The organism is Nitrosomonas sp. sh817, assembly GCF_030908545.1.
Taxonomy (GTDB): domain Bacteria; phylum Pseudomonadota; class Gammaproteobacteria; order Burkholderiales; family Nitrosomonadaceae; genus Nitrosomonas.
Map to the genome: position 1 here is coordinate 3,043,412 of NZ_CP133083.1, position 18,522 is coordinate 3,061,933.

At 50.8% G+C, this 18,522-nt stretch carries 13 protein-coding genes and 1 riboswitch; of the genes, 3 read left to right on the forward strand and 10 right to left on the reverse strand.

Features of this window, described 5'->3' with window-relative positions; genetic code table 11:
- Positions 1-14: 14 nt before the first annotated feature.
- The 5 genes from RBH92_RS14445 to RBH92_RS14465 form a co-directional block, all read right to left on the reverse strand.
- Complete coding sequence (locus tag RBH92_RS14445; RefSeq protein WP_307932687.1) at positions 15-2,747, reverse strand: type I restriction endonuclease subunit R; 2,733 nt, start codon at positions 2,745-2,747, stop codon at positions 15-17.
- Between the two features lie 302 nt (positions 2,748-3,049).
- Positions 3,050-3,481 (reverse strand): type VII toxin-antitoxin system HepT family RNase toxin, encoded by a 432-nt coding sequence (hepT, locus tag RBH92_RS14450; RefSeq protein ID WP_307932688.1) that lies wholly within the window; start codon positions 3,479-3,481, stop codon positions 3,050-3,052.
- The gene (mntA, locus tag RBH92_RS14455; protein WP_307932689.1) at positions 3,471-3,866 is read right to left on the reverse strand and encodes a type VII toxin-antitoxin system MntA family adenylyltransferase antitoxin; all 396 of its coding nucleotides are present in this window, start codon (positions 3,864-3,866) and stop codon (positions 3,471-3,473) included. The genes hepT and mntA overlap by 11 nt, the downstream gene beginning before the upstream one ends.
- Before the next feature lie 95 nt (positions 3,867-3,961).
- Positions 3,962-6,886, reverse strand: a complete 2,925-nt coding sequence (gene rapA / locus RBH92_RS14460) for an RNA polymerase-associated protein RapA (RefSeq protein WP_307932690.1) — start codon at positions 6,884-6,886, stop codon at positions 3,962-3,964.
- Positions 6,887-7,087: 201 nt separating this feature from the next.
- Positions 7,088-7,843, reverse strand: a complete 756-nt coding sequence (locus RBH92_RS14465; RefSeq protein ID WP_307932691.1) for a DUF2490 domain-containing protein — start codon at positions 7,841-7,843, stop codon at positions 7,088-7,090.
- A gap of 516 nt (positions 7,844-8,359) precedes the next feature.
- Between RBH92_RS14465 and RBH92_RS14470 the strand changes: the two genes are divergently transcribed.
- Complete coding sequence (locus RBH92_RS14470) at positions 8,360-8,668, forward strand: c-type cytochrome (protein WP_292922316.1); 309 nt, start codon at positions 8,360-8,362, stop codon at positions 8,666-8,668.
- A gap of 42 nt (positions 8,669-8,710) precedes the next feature.
- Here the strand turns inward: RBH92_RS14470 and hemN are convergent, their stop codons facing one another.
- Positions 8,711-10,084: an oxygen-independent coproporphyrinogen III oxidase gene (hemN, locus tag RBH92_RS14475; RefSeq protein ID WP_307932692.1), complete on the reverse strand. Its 1,374-nt coding sequence runs from the start codon at positions 10,082-10,084 to the stop codon at positions 8,711-8,713.
- 269 nt (positions 10,085-10,353) lie between these two features.
- Here hemN and fnr point away from each other — a divergent pair, with 269 nt between their 5' ends.
- On the forward strand, positions 10,354-11,103 hold the full coding sequence (gene fnr / locus RBH92_RS14480) for a fumarate/nitrate reduction transcriptional regulator Fnr (protein ID WP_307932693.1): 750 nt from the start codon (positions 10,354-10,356) through the stop codon (positions 11,101-11,103).
- Positions 11,104-11,109: 6 nt separating this feature from the next.
- Here the strand turns inward: fnr and RBH92_RS14485 are convergent, their stop codons facing one another.
- From RBH92_RS14485 to thiC, 4 genes are all read right to left on the reverse strand, one after another.
- On the reverse strand, positions 11,110-13,782 hold the full coding sequence (locus RBH92_RS14485; protein WP_307932694.1) for a bifunctional diguanylate cyclase/phosphodiesterase: 2,673 nt from the start codon (positions 13,780-13,782) through the stop codon (positions 11,110-11,112).
- 204 nt (positions 13,783-13,986) lie between these two features.
- Entirely contained in the window at positions 13,987-14,580 is a 594-nt protein-coding gene (locus RBH92_RS14490) for a CHRD domain-containing protein (RefSeq protein ID WP_307932695.1), read from the reverse strand.
- 151 nt (positions 14,581-14,731) lie between these two features.
- Positions 14,732-15,556 (reverse strand): undecaprenyl-diphosphate phosphatase, encoded by an 825-nt coding sequence (locus RBH92_RS14495; RefSeq protein ID WP_307932696.1) that lies wholly within the window; start codon positions 15,554-15,556, stop codon positions 14,732-14,734.
- A 160-nt stretch (positions 15,557-15,716) separates the two neighbouring features.
- The gene (gene thiC, locus RBH92_RS14500; protein ID WP_307932697.1) at positions 15,717-17,612 is read right to left on the reverse strand and encodes a phosphomethylpyrimidine synthase ThiC; all 1,896 of its coding nucleotides are present in this window, start codon (positions 17,610-17,612) and stop codon (positions 15,717-15,719) included.
- Positions 17,613-17,650: 38 nt separating this feature from the next.
- Positions 17,651-17,757: riboswitch (TPP riboswitch) on the reverse strand.
- 64 nt (positions 17,758-17,821) lie between these two features.
- On the opposite strand from thiC, the gene RBH92_RS14505 reads away from it, so the two are divergent.
- Positions 17,822-18,475 (forward strand): protein-L-isoaspartate O-methyltransferase family protein, encoded by a 654-nt coding sequence (locus RBH92_RS14505; RefSeq protein WP_307932698.1) that lies wholly within the window; start codon positions 17,822-17,824, stop codon positions 18,473-18,475.
- Positions 18,476-18,522: the final 47 nt, after the last annotated feature.

Consider the following 18,522-nt stretch of genomic DNA (forward strand, 5'->3'; position numbering starts at 1 on the left):
TTTCCTTTTAGCAGTCATACGGCTTCATCCAGCCAATGGTTGGCGAGATTAACAAGTTCTTCGATGTCCTGCGGCGGAAATAGCGACTCCACGCTGCCAACGCGCGACAGTGGGGGTTCGCTAAGCGCCGCGCGGCTGATGCGACCATGGCGGAGTACCGCTGCTTTTACCGCTCGCAAGTAGTTCAATTGGTTAGCGCGCAGATAACCATGCGCGGCGATGAATGCGTCAAATGCCTCATTAATCCGTTGTTCACGGTTGGGCAACTGTGTGCTCTCACAGAGAATATGGCGCAGGAAATCCGCCAGCGAAGCGGCAGGCGCTTCGAAAGCCTTGCGCAAGATGTCTTCGGTAACGAACAGATCAGCCTGATTCAGTGTTTCGCTGATGCGCTCCAACTCTTCGTCAGTCAAGTTCTCCCCGTTCTTGAGTTTGGCTAACTCGGGCAGTTGGTCGGCCAAACGGCGTACCAGCGCTTCTACCTGCTCGCGATAGCTTTCGGCAAACGCACCTTCACCGGTGGGGCCATAGATAATCCAACTACGCTGAGTGATGCTATCCGGGAGGTTGATCTCGATGTTGTTTCCCGGGGTGCTAGTGCGATAGCGCATCAAGGGGGCGAATATGGTTTGTAGTGTCATTAGCCGTGGCATGTCCAGATGCTGCCAGAAACCGGTTGAGCACACCCATGCGCGTTGCTCGGCTACGCGCTGCACTTCGGGGATATTATCGGCTAGACTGATTACGGCTTCTTGAATGTGTTCGCGAACTTTAGCTTGCTCGGCAACATCTCCGTTGAGCCAGGCCACTGTCAGGCGCTCGCACCAAATGCGGAATTGCAACTCATCCAGGCCTGTCAAGGGTGCGAGCTGCATCAATGGCGCAATAGCCTTGGAGAGATGTTCCAGCACACCTTGTTCAGGTGCAGGCCATTGTTGCGTCAGCGCATCAAGCTCATCCCAATACGGGCGTACGTTGATACTTTGCCGCGGCAAAGCTTGCAACATGTCGCGCAATTCATCGATGGCAGCTTGTGTGTCTTGCTTTTGAGCATACAGGAGCTGCCATTTTTCGAGTCGTAACCGAAATAAACGGACGGGTAACGGCTCGCTGGGGTGATCGATCTCACCGTCGGGCTTTAGCTTGAAGTAGGCAAAGTTTTTCCAGTAATCAATGATCAAAAAGTCTTTTTTGATATCACCCGAAGCTTTATCCGTGTGCAACCGGGTGCCGCGACCGATCATCTGCCAGAACTTGACCTTGCTAAATACAGGTTTGGCGAACACCAAGTTTTGAATGGCGGGAATATCCACGCCAGTATCCAGCATGTCAACCGAGATTGCGACACATGGCATGGTTTTGTATTTGAAATCATCAAGCGTAGCGTCGGCGCGCTCCATGTGACTGTCGATAATTTCAGCCATGCCTTGCCGCTGCAACTCGGGGTAAAGGCGGTTGAAACTTTCGTACAAACGTTTGGCGTGAGCGTGACTAACAGCAAAGATAATCGATTTGTGCGGCAGACCGCGAACATCTTTTCGGCTCTTATCCATAAACTCGCGCACCATGGCATCGTTAGTTCCCTGATTGATTATGCCTTTTTCAATATCGCTGCCATCGAAATTAAGTTCATCGAGCTCCACTCCTTGATCCCGTGCCATTTGCTTTAAGGGTTCGGGCAAAGCATCGCCTTGAATGCCTTGAAGTTGAAAGTTGGTTTGCGCATCCAACACGCGGTAATTCACCAGATTTTTATCGGCTATGGCTTGCTCGTAGCTGTAGTAGTAGCTGGGAGCGCCGTCACCGCAATCAAATAGTTCGAATGTGTTATGGTCAATGTAGTCGGTAGGCGTAGCGGTCAAACCGAGCTGAATGGCATCGAAGTAATCAAAAATGGCTTTGTAGCGCTGATAAATGGAGCGGTGGCTTTCATCAGCAACGATCAGGTCGAAATAACCGACCGATAGGCGGGAGTACACCTGCATCATACTCGGATAAGTAGAAAATTGAATACGCGCACCGGAAGTTTCACCGGCTTCAATGCGTGCAAGGCTTTCATTAGGTAGGTGGAATTTGAATTCTGACATTGCCTGCCGAACCAACTCACGGCGATCAGCCAAAAACAGTACGCGTTGCACGCGCTTGGCGCGCAGCAAGTTATCCACCAATGCAATGGTGGTTCGTGTCTTGCCCGTACCGGTGGCCATTACCAATAAAAATTTGCGCTTAGCGGCGTCAATTCCTTCCGTTACTCGGCGTATTGCTTCGTTTTGATAATCACGGCCAGCGATTTCTGCATTGATCGTTACGTCCTTAAGCGACTGCGCATATTGCCGCTGGTGGCGCAGGCGTTCAAGGTCATCACGTGTATAAAAACCTGCCACTTTTCTAGGAGCGTAGCGCTCTCGATCCCAAAATTGAATTTCTTTACCATTAGTAAGAAATATAAATGGATCCAGATCAAACTTTGTTTTGATTGCATCTGCGTAATCGACCGCTTGACGTTTTCCAGAAAGCTCATCCCGGGATGAGCGTTTCGCTTCAACTAAAGCAATTGGTTTGCCATCCGATCCGAGCAACACGTAATCAGCAAACTGATCATTTCGATAAGTGCTATCCGGTTGGGCAGCTTTGAGCAAAAACTCTTCGAGGAGCGTAAACCGGCTACGAGACCAGCCTGCTTGAGCGAGCTGTGAATCAATAAAGTCTGCTCGCGTTCGGGCTTCATTTAGGTTTGATTGAATCATTGATTGCTTCACTAGAGTAATATATCGATTACCCATTTATTCTTTTACTTAACTCAATGCTGCAATAAATTAAGTTGCTAGTAAAGCGTTGACTCTCACGTCGCCACAATCACCCTTACCGCATCGAGCCGCAAATTGCTGGATTTCAACGCGCCGGTCAGTTGCTGCAGTTGCCGCTCGAAGAATTGGATTTCTTAGTCGCGCACATTCGAATTGACTTGTTGCAAGGTTTTGAGGCATTCAATTTCTGGGTTGAAGCAAACGCCTGTGCGGGAATGACGGATAGGTGCGCCACGATGCCACTACTGCTGCCGGGAGTGCGTCGCATCCTTGAGCAACACCGCTTTGCTGTATTGCAGGAATTCATCCAGATGGTTTTCTATCACCGCTACAGTAATCGGTAATTGCAGCGCCTGATAATCATGCACCGCAATGTTGCGAAACCCTACCATGCGCTTGAGTTTTTCTGCCAAGACCAGATCAATCCAGCCTGCCTGCGCCAACAGCGTAAACACATCGCGCGCACTTTGCGGAATACCCAGCCGTTCACGCCGGATCAAGTGCTGCCCCATATCCAGCGCCGCTTCGCAGGCGCGTTGAATGTTCAGAATAGCGGCATCCTGCCGCGTGGGATTCCCGGCAAATGTGGCGGGGTCAGCCGCATATTCCTCACGCGCACGCAGCACACATCGCTCAATGGTGGCGGCCTTGTTGAGCAAAACATCATCGGCCATACACGCTCCCCCGGTGCTGAATGTCATCGATCAGTGCATTGCGGGCCTCATCCAGCGCGGTCTTTTCGCTCAGAATGACCGTCTCAAAAAGTGCCGCTTGGCTGTCTTTTTGCCACCAGCGCACGCCCGTGGTGATAATCTGGTATTGCATGACTGTCGATACTGCTCGCAGATCGAGTAAATCCACCGCACAGCCCGCATCGTCGGTTAATTCTCCTGCCAGATCGAACAACAGCAACGGGTCGGCATAACCGGCCACCAATACCGCCAGATCCAGATCGCTTTCAGCATTGGCTTGACCCTGGATGCGGCTGCCAAAGGCATACAGCGCCAGCAGATCCGGCAAGCGGTCTTGCACTCGCTCCAAGATGATTTGCTGATTCATGCAGACTCCTGAGGTTTGGATAACACGGGTTTGTATCATACCTCTCAGCAAAGTTAACCGTGCTTATTTTGTCATTGCCGTGCTACCGGATGACTTCACGTCGCCACAATCACCCGTACCGCATCGAGCCGCAGATTACTGGATTTCAGCGCGCCAGTCAGTTGCGCCAACTGTTGTTCAAAGAATTGAATTTCTTCGTCGCGCACGTTCGGATTGACTTGTTGCAACGCTTTGAGGCGTTCGATTTCCGGCACGAAGGTTTGCCGGATGCGCGCTTCGGCAGCGGCGATGAGTTGCGGGGCTTGCGCGCTGGCTTGTTGTTCGCTGGCGGTCAGCAGTTCACGGATGGCGTCTTCCTTCAGTTGGATCACTTGCTTGGCGATGCCGGTAGCGACCGGTTGCAGGTGTTGATTGATCGATTCGTGATCAAGGTGCGGATAATCGCCGCTGCCTTGTTCATCGAGCAAGATGCGGATCACTGCGGGGGGCAGGTAGCGGTTGCTTTGCTGCACGTTGTGCCCACTGGCTTCGAGCACGAACAAAGTTTCCAGCAGCAAGGTGCCGGGTTGCACGCGTTTGTGTTTCATCATCGCCACCACAGCGTTGCCGTTTTCGTGGCTCAGAATCCGTTCCATCGCGTGCGTGACCATCGGGTGTTCCCACGTCAGGAAGCGCATGTCCTCGTTGCTCAGCGCCACATTGCGCGAGTAGGTGATGACCGAGCCTTCGTCGTCCAGGCCGGGAAACGGCATGCTCATGAGTTCGCTCGGTTCGATCAGGAAGCTGCCGGCGCGGTGTTCTTCGATGTGCACACCACAGCAGTCGAATACCGTATCCATGTACTGCGGCAGCAACGGATCGTCATCCTGCGCTTGCGCTTGCTCGGTCAACCGGTTGGCGATAATCGGACGGAACGAGTTGTATTCGAGCAATCTGTCGCGGCCACGGTCGAGTGCTTCGTTCAATTCCCGGTGCGCCGATTGCGTATCGCCGGTCAACTCGCTCAATGCTTCGGTCTGGGTTTGGCGTTGATGCAACGCGGCGATGAGCTGTTCTTCGACTTTGACAAACACCGTTTGTCCGGCCGGACAGGTTTTCTCGAATGCATTCAAGCCCTCGTGGTACCAATGGAACATCACCGCCAGCGCGCTGTTTTCGAGATAAGGCACGTGGATTTGGATGGTATCGGTCTGGCCGATGCGATCGAGGCGGCCGATGCGCTGTTCGAGCAAATCGGGATTGAGCGGCAGATCGAACAGCACCAAATGATGGGCAAACTGGAAGTTGCGGCCCTCGCTGCCGATTTCCGAGCAGATCAGCACCTGGCCGCCGGTTTCCTTGTCGGCAAAGAATGCCGCGGCGCGGTCGCGTTCGACCAAGCTCATGCTTTCGTGGAATACCGGAATGAACTGGCCGGTTTTTTCTTTCAGCGCTTGCGCCAGATCGCGCGCGGTTTGCGCGTTGGCGGCGATGACCAGCACCTTTTCCGGTTTCACCCGCTTGAGCGTGGCAATCAGCCACGGCACGCGCGGATCGATTTCGGTCCAGTACGGCTGGCCGTCTTCGGATCGCACTTGATAGATCAATTCCGGGCACAGCAGCAATTGCGGTTTGGATAACGGCGTGGTTTCAAACGTTACCAAGCAGGGCAAATATTCCGCCGGTAGCGGCAACGGACTGGCAACCAGCTTGCGTGCGGGAAATCCCTTGACCGCCGCGCGCGTGTTGCGGAACAGGATGCGCCCAGTGCCGTGCCGGTCGAGCAATGATTCCGCCAGTTTGTTGCGGGCTTGCGGGTCTTGCAGCTCCGCCAGCAGGGCTTGCGCTTGTGCCGGATCGAGCGTATCGGCGATCAGTTGGCGGATGCCGTCGTTCAAATCCCTGCCTTCAAGCAGCGTTTCGACCGCTTGGGCGATCGGCTCGTACGATTGCTCTTCGGCGATAAATCCGGAAAAACTGCTGAAGCGGTGCGGATCAAGCAGACGCAAGCGTGCGTAATGACTGGCTTTGCCGAGTTGTTCCGGCGTCGCGGTCAACAACAGCACGCCGCGGGTGCGCATCGCCAATTGTTCGATCATGGCGTATTGCGGGCTGACGGCTTGCGGCGACCAATGCAAATGATGCGCTTCGTCGACCACCAGCAAATCCCAGCGGCCTTGCAGCGCTTGTTCAAACCGTTTTGGATGCTGCCGCAGAAAATGCAGGCTGCACAGCACCAGTTGTTCGCTGTGAAATGGATTCTCGTCTTGCTCGTTTTTTCCGCTGCGGCTGTCTTCTTCGTCTTCGTCCTCGTCTTCATCGCTTGCTTCCAGCGACAAACAGCGCTCTTCATCGAAAATACTGAATTGCAAATTGAAACGCCGCAGCATTTCCACCAGCCATTGGTGGATCAAGGTTTCCGGCACCACGATGAGCACACGCTTGGCACGTTCGGTCAACAATTGCTGGTGCAGAATCAAACCGGCTTCGATGGTTTTCCCCAGGCCGACTTCGTCGGCCAGCAGCACGCGCGGCGCAAAGCGGCGGCCCACTTCGTGAGCGATATACAATTGATGCGGGATCAGACTGGTGCGGGTACCGACCAGGCCATACAGCGGCGCGTTTGCCAGCCGGTTGCGGATCAGCAACGTTTGATAGCGGATGCGAAACCATTTGTCTTGGTCGAATTGGCCGGTGAATAGGCGCTCGGATGGGCGGTTCAATTGCACTTGCGGCGCCAGTTGGTCTTCCGCCAGTTCCATCTTGCCGCCGTCTTCACGAGTAGCGGTGTAGACGGCTAAACCATTGCGTTCAGTCACGCCGGTAACAATCATCGCAACGCCGTCCTGGCTGTTGACGGTATCGCCCGGTTTGAAAATCACCCGCGTCAACGGCGCGGAATGCTTGGCGTACGAGCGGGTTTCACCAGTTGCTTTAAACAGAATGGTGACAATCCGGTGTTCGACGGTTTGCACCGTGCCCAATCCCAGTTGTAAATCGACATCGCAGATCCAGCGTTGTCCCGGCTTAAATTCATGCATCACTTATGCTCGCGATTTTTGATCGATGAAATGACAGGAGGCTAACTAAAACTGCGTATGATAGCCGATGCAATGGATGCCGGGCAAAACGTGATGGCTTATTGGCTTGCCAACAAGCAAAGGGGGACAAAAATTTTAGCCGGATAACCCCCTGAATTCAGGGAAATTATCCGGCCCAAAAAATGCTATATCGTTTGATTGCTAGAAATTCAGGAACAAATTCGCAACAAAGTTATGCATCATTTGATCCGGACGGGCACTGTGCGGCCGGTTGATGAATTGGTTCATATAGCCCAACTCAACCGTGGCATATTGATTTAATTTGTACCCCAATCCTACGAATGCACGATTCTGATCGTAGCCGCGGGAAATAAAACCAGGGTTGTCAACGGTATTCATCGCGATAAACAATTCGCTTTGAACGATAAAACTGAGATTCGGATCCACGGCCGGCATTGGAACCGCTAGTTTAACCAATTGGCGGAATCGATAAGCCACATCATCGTTACCTGGGATAGGGGTTTGGTGATTGAAGAACCGTTCCTCAAAACGGCTACGCGCCGATAATCTGCCGAATGAAAAATTATCGGCCCAGGTTACTTGTTGCCAGATCCGATGCTCATCAAAGCAGCCGACACGGTTTAGGGGTTCACACGTAGGTGCCCAGGCATAACCCGCCCATACAACCACTTTATCGGTTAGCGCATAACCTAAACCGGGACGTACCAGCGATTGCGAAAATTGCGATGCATCATTACCAAAGCGGCCTTGCCCTTCCATCCACCATCTGAATTTTTTCAAATCGGGATTTTGGGGATTTATGAAACCAAAATTACCTTGTGCTGCAATTTGTCCCCAAAATTGAAAATCTTCAACGGTTTGGTCGGCGGCCACAGGATTACATAACAACAAGCTCAACGCAGCCAGTAAAATATAATTATTAATTTTCTTCAACATACAATCTCCCTTAAAAGACATTACGAATGACAAAAGCCGCCATCAATCGGCAGGTAAACGACCTCAGCAGGTAATGCGCCATCCTGCCCGGATTGCCGGCAAATTATTTGCCGCATTGTTTGCCTGCACTTGACACTTTATTAACTTCCGGTGCTGCTTCAGTAATTTCAGGCGCACAGTAACATACTAAATGTTAAGAAATTGTTAAGAATTAAGCGCACCGGCATTGGTGTTATTATTCCTAATCACTGATGTTTTTCAAGCATTTAACTCACTAAACAATAAAATGAACAACAATTTTTTGTAGCGGCAAAACAACGATACTGTAGAGAATTTGTCAAGAAGACGGCGCACTTGTAATCAATATTTCACCAAACATTCGTTTGACAAGATGTCATGAGAATGGGTAAGGTAGAACCGTAAGGGCGATCAAAATCGCTGATCGTAAACGGATGTAACGACTTACAATTCGAAAGTATTCTCGAACGAGTAAAATCAATGAACTGGAGTTAGTAAATGAAAAAAATAAATATTGCTTTAACCATATCAGCATTATTCATCCTGACTGGTTGCGGCGCGAGCAAAGACTATACCCCGCCGGCCGATGCGTCCGGAGAACAAATTTTCAGCACCGCCTGCACGGAGTGCCATAAACCTCTCAGTGCCAATGTTGCCATGATATTGAGCGAGAAAGTCGCGAATAAGGACGCGATCATCAAGAAATTTCAAGGCGGCAGCATGAGAATGCCGTCATTCAAAAACATCCAGGGAGAATCAGCCGATCGATTGGCTGAATATATTCTGACGAATAGCGAAGTTAAATAAACCGGAACCCTGAGGATTGGCAGATCCTCAGGGAACATACCTTCAGATAAGAATTGAATGATTCCGGCGTTGCTGGTGATTGCGCAAATATTTATCGAAAACTTTGCAGATACTGCCAATAAATAGCTGACCCTGCGGTGTTACCGTGACCTCCTCATCATCAAGCGTTATCAATCCGGCCCTTTGATGAAATAGCAACTCCTTCAATTCCGTTGCAAAATAGCGTTTAAATTCGATCGGAAAGAATGTTTCGACCGACTCAAAAATAAGCACGGAATGACAAATCAGCGCTTGCATGACGGAACGGCGCACCAAGTCGTCGGCGCTGAGCTCAATGCCGCGCATGACCGGAAGATTGTGCCGCTCAATGCTGTCATAATATTGCGCCAGATCACAATGATTCTGACTCAATGCCGGGCCGATGCTGCCAATGGCCGAAATACCCATGGCAATATGATCACTCTCGGGATAGGTAGAATAGCCTTGCAAACCATAGTGCAAACGCCCTTGGCGTTGCGCCAGGGTTAACGAACCGTCTTTTTGCGCATAGTGATTCATGCCGATATGCACATAACCAGCCTGCAGCAATTGATTAATCGCCAGCAATAGCATCGCTTGCGTGGTTTCACTCCCCGGCAAATTGGCCTGATCAATATGCCGCTGCGGTTTATATTTTTCCGGTAAGTAATTGTAATTTGATAGGTAAATCTGATCCGGACTGGATGCGATAATTTTCCCCAACGTATAGCCAAATTTCTCCACGGTTTGATTCGGCAGCCCGAAAATCAGCTCTGTCCGTATCGTTTTAAATCCAGCTTGCCGGGCGCCATGGATTGCATGGAGCGTTTCATCTTCGGTTTGGATACGGTGTATCAATTGCTGAACCGACTGATCAAAATCCTGAACGCCGATAATGGCGCAATTAAACCCGATTTCTTTCAGCGTTTGCATGGAACGATCCGTCATTAGCCGCGGATCGATCTCAATACTGAGCTCGCCCGGTTCGATCAAATTAAAATGCTGTCGGATTTCCTGCATGAGATCGTGCAACTGAGAATCTTCCAATAATGCCGGGGTACCGCCGCCGAAATATATTTGCTCAACTCTTGGATCATTTTTCAAATACTGTCCTTGAAGCTTGATTTCACGCGACAGATATTTCAGATAATTCTCAATCATGGTCCCATCCTGTGAGACGATCTGATTGCAATGGCAAAAGAAACACAAAGAATTGCAAAAAGGGATATGCACATACAGCGATAGTGGACGGCGCAAATGCCCTGATTTACGATGACCGAGCCAGGTTAGGTATGTCTGTGCGTCAAACGCTTCGACAAAATAATCGGCCGCCGGATATAAGCGATAGTCAGCGCTATCCACCCCGAAACAACGAAACAGATCTGAATTGACAGACAACAAATTCGATGCGGGTTGTGAAAATAATAACGGGCGCACTGAATAACTCACTTCACCGGAAGATGAATTCAGTCAGAAAATCAAATGCAGTTGCTGCAAATTCCATTAACTTTCACCTATACATTCAACCATTAGGGTACTGTTCTGACAAAAAGAATATCCATCCTTTGACATATTCACGTAAAATTATGGCGGGAGATTCAACGAAATAGTTTGATTCAGATCAATTAAAATCTTGAAATGTAATTCACTCGCCTTTGGATAATAATTTGCTTCACGACACTTCTTCATCCCATCTGGATATTTCGCACATCCGATCGAGTTGCGCGACTTGCAGTTTGCGGGAGTTATGCTTGCCGGTAGGTTTGAACGATCAGGAAATTCATATACTTGGCGATGTTGTCAGCCACAAACGCAGAATCCCGCGCGGTGGATATTTGCATCGTACCGGCATTAAATTTCAGTCGCTTTTTGCCATTCGCAGCGGTTTTTTTAAAACCTGCGTGCTGGAAGAAGACGGACGCCAGCAAGTCACGGGCTTTCACATGACCGGCGAATTACTGGGATTGGACGCGATCAGCTCGGATCTTCACACTTGTGACGCGATCGCCCTTGAAGACAGCGAAGTATGCGAAATTCCCTTTGCCAAGCTAGAAGAAATCAGCCTGGTTATTCCATCGCTGATGCGCCATTTCCATAAAATCATGAGCCGGGAGATTGTACGGGATCATGGTGTGATGTTGCTGCTGGGCAGCATGAAAGCGGAAGAGCGCTTGGCGACATTTTTATTGAATTTATCACGCCGCTTTTTGATGCGCGGATATTCCGAAAGTGAATTCAACTTGCGCATGACGCGGGAAGAAATCGGCAGCTACCTGGGTCTTAAACTTGAAACCGTTAGCCGGGCTTTCTCAAAACTGCAAGATGAAAATATCATTACGGTGGATAACAAGCGCATTCAAATTAACGATATTGCCCGTTTGCGCTTGAAAATGGGAAATTCATCCTGTGTTACGTGATCCGGATTAAACGACTTCCGGCGAAGGTCTGCCTAGATAGTACCCTTGAACATACTGGATCCCAAGATTCTGAATCATTTCCAGCGTCACCGCATCTTCGACAAACTCTGCCACAATATCCTTGCCTAATCCGCGCGCGACATCGACCATCGCTTTGACGAAAATTTGATTATCCCGGTTATTTGTTAGATCTCTAATAAACATCCCATCGATTTTCAGCATCTCTACACCCAGGTATTTGAGATAACTGAATGTGGAAAAACCGCTGCCAAAATCATCAAGACATACCTTGCAACCGGCTTGATTAATCGCTTCAATAAAACGTTGCGCATCCTTAATATCCGATACCGCGGCAGTTTCGGTCAACTCGATGATCAAGCGCTCCGGATCAACCTGATGCTTGTCCAGTTGTGTTTGAATAAAGCGCGGCAATGAAGGATCGTCAAACGAACGCCCGGAAATATTGACCGCCACGGGTGGCATTTGCGGGTGCTTTGCCAGCATTTCTATACTGCGTTGCAATACCCATTTATCGATATCGATGATCTGTCCGCTCTTCTCCGCCACCGGAATAAATTGCCCCGGCATGATTAATGGATTCTGCGGCTGCGGATCCCGCATGCGAACCAGCGCTTCCACGTGTTTCAAGGTGCGATTCCGGGTTTCGTACACGCCTTGAAAATGAATTTCAAAAGAATTTTGTTCGAGCGCTTGCGCAATACGGCTTTTCCAGGTCATCCGGGTGGTCATCGCCGCCGACATATCCCGGTCTGCATCGTAGATGCACCAATTATTCTTGCCCAAGGATTTGGCCTGATACATTGCCGCATCGGCGTGAGCTCCCAAATCTTCCATTTCCACGCCGTGATCGGGAAATAACGCGATTCCCACGCTGGCTGTCAGGCGGATATTCGCGCCACGGAAACGGAACGGTATCGACGAAACGGCGTTCACGATGCGCGCAGCCAGCATCGACGGCTCGCTGTCCTGCTTATGCTCGATCACGATGGCGAATTCATCGCCGCCCAGCCGCGCAAAGATCTCGCTGGATTGCACCAGCGATGCAATCTCACCGGCGATGCGGACTAAAACGGTATCCCCGACCCGGTGTCCGAAGGTATCGTTGACATACTTGAATTCGTCCAGATCGAAATAAAGCAATGCAAATTTAATGTGATGGCGTTTCGCCATGCGTAAATATTGCGCCAGCTGCTCCTGAAAGCGGTGGCGGTTCAGCAATCCGGTCAGCGGGTCGCGCTCAGCCAAATAAAGCAATTGCTTCGCGGTTTGGCGTTCTTGCGTAATATCTTCATAAATCCACAAGCGGCCCAAAATTGAACCATCATAGTCCGTCACCGGATAGGATAATTGCGTCAGTATCCGCCCGTCATGCAGTTCAATTTCAAACCGCTCGCTCGGCTCGTTACTATCCAATACCTGCATGACACGCCGGGAAGCGTGTTCCGGAGACGCCAGGCGATGGGAGGAGTGCGCCAAAATATCCCGGGACGGAAAACCCGTAAGATCGGACGTATTACGGATTGCCCACAAATGCTTGAATGCCGGATTGACGAATTCGATGCACCCGGCCTGATCTTCGAATAACACACCGATATTCATGGCCGACAGCAACGCGCTCATGCGCTGCTGTTCACGTTGCGCGGCAATCTTTAACTCGCGTTGCAGTTGTTCCGCACCCCGCAATAACTCCAGATTCCGCTCCAGATCCAATTGCGTTTTTTTAAGTTCGCTAATATCCTGAACGAAACCGATCAGTTTGATCGGGAGATTTTGCTGGAATTGGACAGCCAGTCCTTCCGCTCTCAGCGAGCGTATCTGATCGTTTTGCAATCGCACGCGATACTCGATCGGCTCCCAAACACCGTGCACCAATGCCTGCGTGATATTCGCCTGCACTTGCTCCAAATCGAGCGGATCGACTTTCGACGTTGCGACCTCCGGCGTCAATGTAGGATATTCCGCTGAATCGATCTGATTCAGGCGATACATCTCCGGTGACCAGCGAATGACACCTTCCGGGATATTCCATTCCCAGCTTCCCATTCCGGCCAATTGCTCGGTTTGCAGCAGCATCGCCTGAATCTGGCGCAAATTTTCTTCCGATTTGAGACGCTCGTTGATATGCCGCTGGCGTTCAAGCTCCATTGAAATCCGTTGACCGAAAATGCGCAACAATGCCTGATCTTCATCGGTGAATTCATGCGGCTTATCGTCCAGCAGGCAGGTAATGGCGACGACATTCTGATGATTATCCAGCACGGGAAAACCGCAATAAGTCTGGGCATTGTGCTCTTGCAAAAACGATGCTTCGGGAAAAAGCTCGCTGACGCGATCGTAGACGCGGATATCCTTGCTCAGCTCAACCGTTGCGCACGGTGTAATCGCCAACGGACATTGCCCCGCATCTTGAAAAACATCCCCATCGATATACACGGAAATAAAGTAAAGCTGATCGCCTCTTATTTCGGACAAACATACCACGCGAACCTTAAACAATTCCGCAATTATCCGGGCGACATGCTTAAAAATGTCAACCGGATCGCCCGATAGCGTCATGCTCAACTCATAGAGCTTTTTCAAGCGCTTCACATGTTCTGTTTCGAGATCGTTTCTTAAAGCAAACCGTTGCCGTTTGCCGTCTATATCATGCGCATCCATGCATCATCGCCATTCCAGCAGCTTCTGAGGTTGTTCTTGAAAAATGATTTTCTCATGAAAATCAATGTACTGAAAAGTACATTTGATGAAAAAACTTACTTTAGGAGGAATAAATGCGGCGGCTCGCCGATTTTGGCGGATAGAAGAAACTCAGCCGCCGCTCCGTAGTTACCGGCTGACGGCTGAATTTGCAAAATGTGCCGATCAGACGGCAGCGCGGCGAATGTGGCGGGTGCAGACCGCCAAAATCAATAAGCCCGCCAGCAACATGGCATAGCTGCCCGGCTCCGGCACAGGGCTCAGCAAGCCGCGGATCTCGCCGCCCGGGAACAGATTCGTGTGAAGGTTAAAATATGCTTTTCCGGCATCAAGACCAAGCACTAAATCGTTAAAAGCCGTGCTCACCAAGCCGCCGTGATTTATGACAAAGGTTGGGTTATAACTGGAAGCCAGCGCCATATCGAAGGTATGATCGTACGTGCCGGCAGTGACACCCAGAGGAAAGCCGATGAAGGATGGAAGCTGAGTTGCAACACCGACATTGGTTCCCGGATCGGTACAACAGTGAATATGCGCCGCAGTCGTATTACCCAGCAAACCGCTGAAATTGGCTTCGACTCGCATCGTTACCAAGTCAAAGTCGATCGTAATCAGCACCGAACCGGTAGCAGGTGATGCATTTGCGGGCGCTTCACTGCTGCCAAGCAAAGGTGCGGCATATTTCGCTTGGTGTGCCGCAACCGGTAGCGTTGCGCTGATAAAAACAAAGAAGCCTAAAAGTAATTTATTGATATTCATGATTTTTATCTCCATGTTATAGGAAAAACATTTTTTCCTATGAACGACTGTACTGAAAACCTATTAGGCAGTCAAACGTACCCAAAGCCGGATAGAGACATCAATCGTGCAGTCAATTAATCAGTGTTTCCTTAAGAGTTAATGCTTTTGTTCACATCTCCGACCAGCCGATCACGCCGGTATAAGCCGTGACTAAAATCACCAGGCCAAACACGATCCGGTACCAGGCGAAAATCGTGAAGTCGTGATTGCTGACAAACTTTAGCAGCCCACGCACGGCGAGCAAGGCGCTGAAAAATGCGGCGACAAAACCCGCCGCGATCAAACCCAGATCGTTTGCGTCCAGCAATTCACGATTTTTAAACAAATCGTAGAATGTGGCAGCGAACATGGTCGGAATCGCAAGAAAAAAAGAAAACTCCGCCGCCGCTTTGCGCGACAAGCCAAAAAGCAAGCCGCCGATGATCGTGGCGCCCGAGCGCGACGTGCCGGGAATCAACGCCAGACATTGTGCGCACCCGACTTTCAAGGCGTGCTTCCAATCCATGTCGTCGACTTGCTCAACCTCGATCACATGCTTCCTGCGTTCCGCCCATAAAATCAGTACCCCGCCGACAATCAATGCAGTTGCTACCGGAATCGGGTGAAACAGGTAGAATTTGATCGTTTTGATGAACAGCAGCCCCAGGATCGCAGCCGGTAAAAACGCGATCATGATATTGAGGACAAACCGGTTAGCCGATGGGCTAGTGCCAATGCCGCGCACCACCTCAACGATCTTGCTGCGATATTCCCAGCAAACCGCCAGGATCGCGCCAAGCTGAATCGAAATGGTAAAAACCTTGGCGCGTTCGCCGGTAAAATCGAGCAAATCGCCGAACAATATCAAGTGTCCGGTCGACGAAACCGGCAAGAATTCGGTAAGCCCTTCCACCACGCCGAGGATCAGCGCTTTTAACAATAATAGAGGATCCATGAGAATATCAAAATATCATAGGGTGTCTCTAAAAATTCAGATTTTTAAACAAGACGAGGCGGGAACAAAAAATATTGACGCAGCATATGATTGATATGTTAGGAAATATTTTTTGTGAGTAACGATGTATTGTAACAAAATCTGATTTTTTAGAGATGCCCTATAGTTTGCTGTAAATTTCCGCACCCTTTTCCTTGAACTCCGCCGATTTCTGCGCCATGCCCAACGTCAATGCCGTATCCTCGGCAACACCTTGGCTGGCAGCGTAATCGCGTACATCCTGGGTGATTTTCATCGAGCAAAAGTGCGGGCCGCACATCGAGCAGAAATGCGCGACCTTGGCGCCTTCCTGCGGCAGGGTTTCGTCGTGGAATTGTTGCGCCTTGTCGGGATCCAGGCTCAGGTTGAATTGATCTTCCCAGCGGAATTCAAAGCGCGCTTTGGACAAGGCATTATCACGGATTTGCGCGCCGGGATGGCCTTTCGCCAGATCGGCGGCATGCGCGGCGATCTTATAGGTGATGATACCGTCCTTGACGTCGTCCTTATCCGGCAAACCGAGATGCTCTTTCGGCGTGACATAACACAGCATCGCGGTGCCGTACCAGCCGATCATCGCCGCGCCGATCGCAGAAGTGATGTGATCGTACCCCGGCGCGATGTCGGTCGTTAGCGGCCCAAGCGTATAAAAAGGCGCCTCGTCGCAATACTTCAACTGCAATTCCATGTTTTCCTTGATCAGGTGCATCGGCACGTGGCCCGGGCCTTCGATCATCGTCTGCACGTCGTGTTTCCACGCAATTTTCGTTAATTCACCGAGCGTTTTCAGTTCGGCAAACTGCGCTTCGTCGTTGGCGTCATAAATAGAACCAGGACGCAGCCCGTCGCCGAGCGAGAAGCTGACGTCGTAAGCTTTCATGATCTCGCAGATTTCCTCGAAATGCGTGTAGAGAAAACTCTCTTTATGGTGCGCCAAGCACCATTTCGCCATGATCGAGCCGCCGCGCGACACGATGCCGGTCATGCGCTTCGCCGTCATTGGTACATACGCCAGGCGCACACCGGCGTGAATAGTGAAATAATCCACGCCTTGTTCGGCTTGCTCGATCAGCGTATCGCGGAAAATTTCCCAGGTTAGCTCTTCGGCTTTACCGTCGACTTTTTCCAGCGCCTGATAAATCGGTACCGTGCCGATCGGCACCGGGCTGTTGCGAATGATCCATTCGCGCGTTTCGTGAATGTTCTTGCCGGTCGACAAATCCATCACCGTGTCGCCGCCCCAGCGGATCGCCCAAGTCATTTTTTCCACTTCTTCCTGGATGCTCGAGCCCAATGCCGAATTACCGATGTTAGCGTTGATTTTGACCAGGAAATTGCGTCCGATGATCATCGGTTCCGCTTCCGGGTGATTAATGTTCGCCGGAATAATGGCGCGTCCGCGTGCGACTTCCGCGCGGACGAATTCCGGTGTGATCGTTTTCGGGATCGCCGCGCCGAAATCCTGGCCGGGATGCTGGCGCGTTAATAACTCGTGGTGTTGCGCGTTGAACGTGTCGACGCGCTGATTTTCGCGGATCGCGATAAATTCCATTTCCGGTGTGATGATGCCGCGGCGGGCATAATGCATTTGCGAGACATTCAGTCCCGCCTTGGCGCGGCGCGGCTGGCGCTGTAAATTGAAGCGCATATCGGCCAGTTTCGGATCATTCAGACGTGCCTGGCTATACGCAGAATTATGACTCGCCAGAATTTCGGTATCATTGCGTTCGGCAATCCACGACTCGCGTAACGCCGGTAAACCGGAACGTATATCTATTTTGACGGCAGGATCGGTATACGGCCCGGACGTATCGTACACCCAGACCGGCGGGTTTTTTTCGCTGCCGTTCATGGCATGCGTATCGGTCTGGCGGATTTCGCGCATCGGCACTTGCATGTCGGCGCGCGATCCTTGCACATAAATTTTCCGGGAATTGGGCAGCGGCTTGATGGCGGCTTCGTCGACTTGCGCGGTCGCGCTGGAAAAACTTTTTTGGTTTAAAACTGTAATGCTCATAAAATGGAAGCTCCTTAAGAAATTGCCATAAAGAGCGGGAAGATAAATCCCAGCTTCCCTACGGCGGCATTATCCGCGTCAGGTGACAAGGGACTCTCTCACCGGTTTATCAGAGAATTCTGCAAACGGACCCCTAGCTGATGCTGTGAAGCTAATGGAAATGTGAAATAATTGCAAGTCTAACTTTTATTGAAGAATACGGAATAGAAATGGATATTGAACAAACCCGGTTTAATATGGTGGTTCAGCAAATTCGTCCTTGGTATGTCCTGGACGACAACGTGCTGGATTTGTTGTACAAGCTCAAACGCGAGGAATTCGTGCCGGCGGAGAGTCGCACCGCGGCTTTCGTCGATATGGAAATCCCGCTCGGTCACGGTCAAGTCATGCTGACGCCCAAAATGGAAGCGCGTATTGTACAAGAACTTCATATCAACCCGACCGATAAAATTCTCGAAGTCGGCAGCGGTAGCGGTTATATGACCGCATTGCTGGCGCAGCGCGGTGAACATGTCTACAGCGTCGAAATCATCCCGGAATTGAAAGCCTTGGCTGAAAAAAATTTGCAAGCGCACGGCATCACCAACGTCACGCTCGAACAAGGCGATGCGGCGCGCGGCTGGCCGCAACATGCGCCCTACGATGCGATCGTGCTGACAGCGTCCACCCCGGCATTGCCGGAAGCTTTTCAAAACAGCTTGAACCCCGGCGGCCGGTTATTTGCGATCGTCGGCGAAGATCCGGTGATGGAGGCTATACTCATTACCTGCGTCGCACCCGGCCAATTCACTTCGACCACGCTGTTTGAAACCAGCACCGCGCCGCTGATCAATGCACTGCAACCGGCAAGGTTTACCTTTTGAGCATCCGCGCAACCTCGTGGCGATACCACTACAACCATCATCGGATT

Coding starts and splice junctions, on each gene's coding strand:
- RBH92_RS14445 (WP_307932687.1), bottom strand. CDS start 2,747: ATGATTCAATCAAACCTAAATGAAGCCCGAACGCGAGCAGACTTTATT.
- hepT (WP_307932688.1), bottom strand. CDS start 3,481: ATGGCCGATGATGTTTTGCTCAACAAGGCCGCCACCATTGAGCGATGT.
- mntA (WP_307932689.1), bottom strand. CDS start 3,866: ATGAATCAGCAAATCATCTTGGAGCGAGTGCAAGACCGCTTGCCGGAT.
- rapA (WP_307932690.1), bottom strand. CDS start 6,886: ATGCATGAATTTAAGCCGGGACAACGCTGGATCTGCGATGTCGATTTA.
- RBH92_RS14465 (WP_307932691.1), bottom strand. CDS start 7,843: ATGTTGAAGAAAATTAATAATTATATTTTACTGGCTGCGTTGAGCTTG.
- RBH92_RS14470 (WP_292922316.1), top strand. CDS start 8,360: ATGAAAAAAATAAATATTGCTTTAACCATATCAGCATTATTCATCCTG.
- RBH92_RS14485 (WP_307932694.1), bottom strand. CDS start 13,782: ATGGATGCGCATGATATAGACGGCAAACGGCAACGGTTTGCTTTAAGA.
- RBH92_RS14490 (WP_307932695.1), bottom strand. CDS start 14,580: ATGAATATCAATAAATTACTTTTAGGCTTCTTTGTTTTTATCAGCGCA.
- RBH92_RS14495 (WP_307932696.1), bottom strand. CDS start 15,556: ATGGATCCTCTATTATTGTTAAAAGCGCTGATCCTCGGCGTGGTGGAA.
- thiC (WP_307932697.1), bottom strand. CDS start 17,612: ATGAGCATTACAGTTTTAAACCAAAAAAGTTTTTCCAGCGCGACCGCG.
- RBH92_RS14505 (WP_307932698.1), top strand. CDS start 17,822: ATGGATATTGAACAAACCCGGTTTAATATGGTGGTTCAGCAAATTCGT.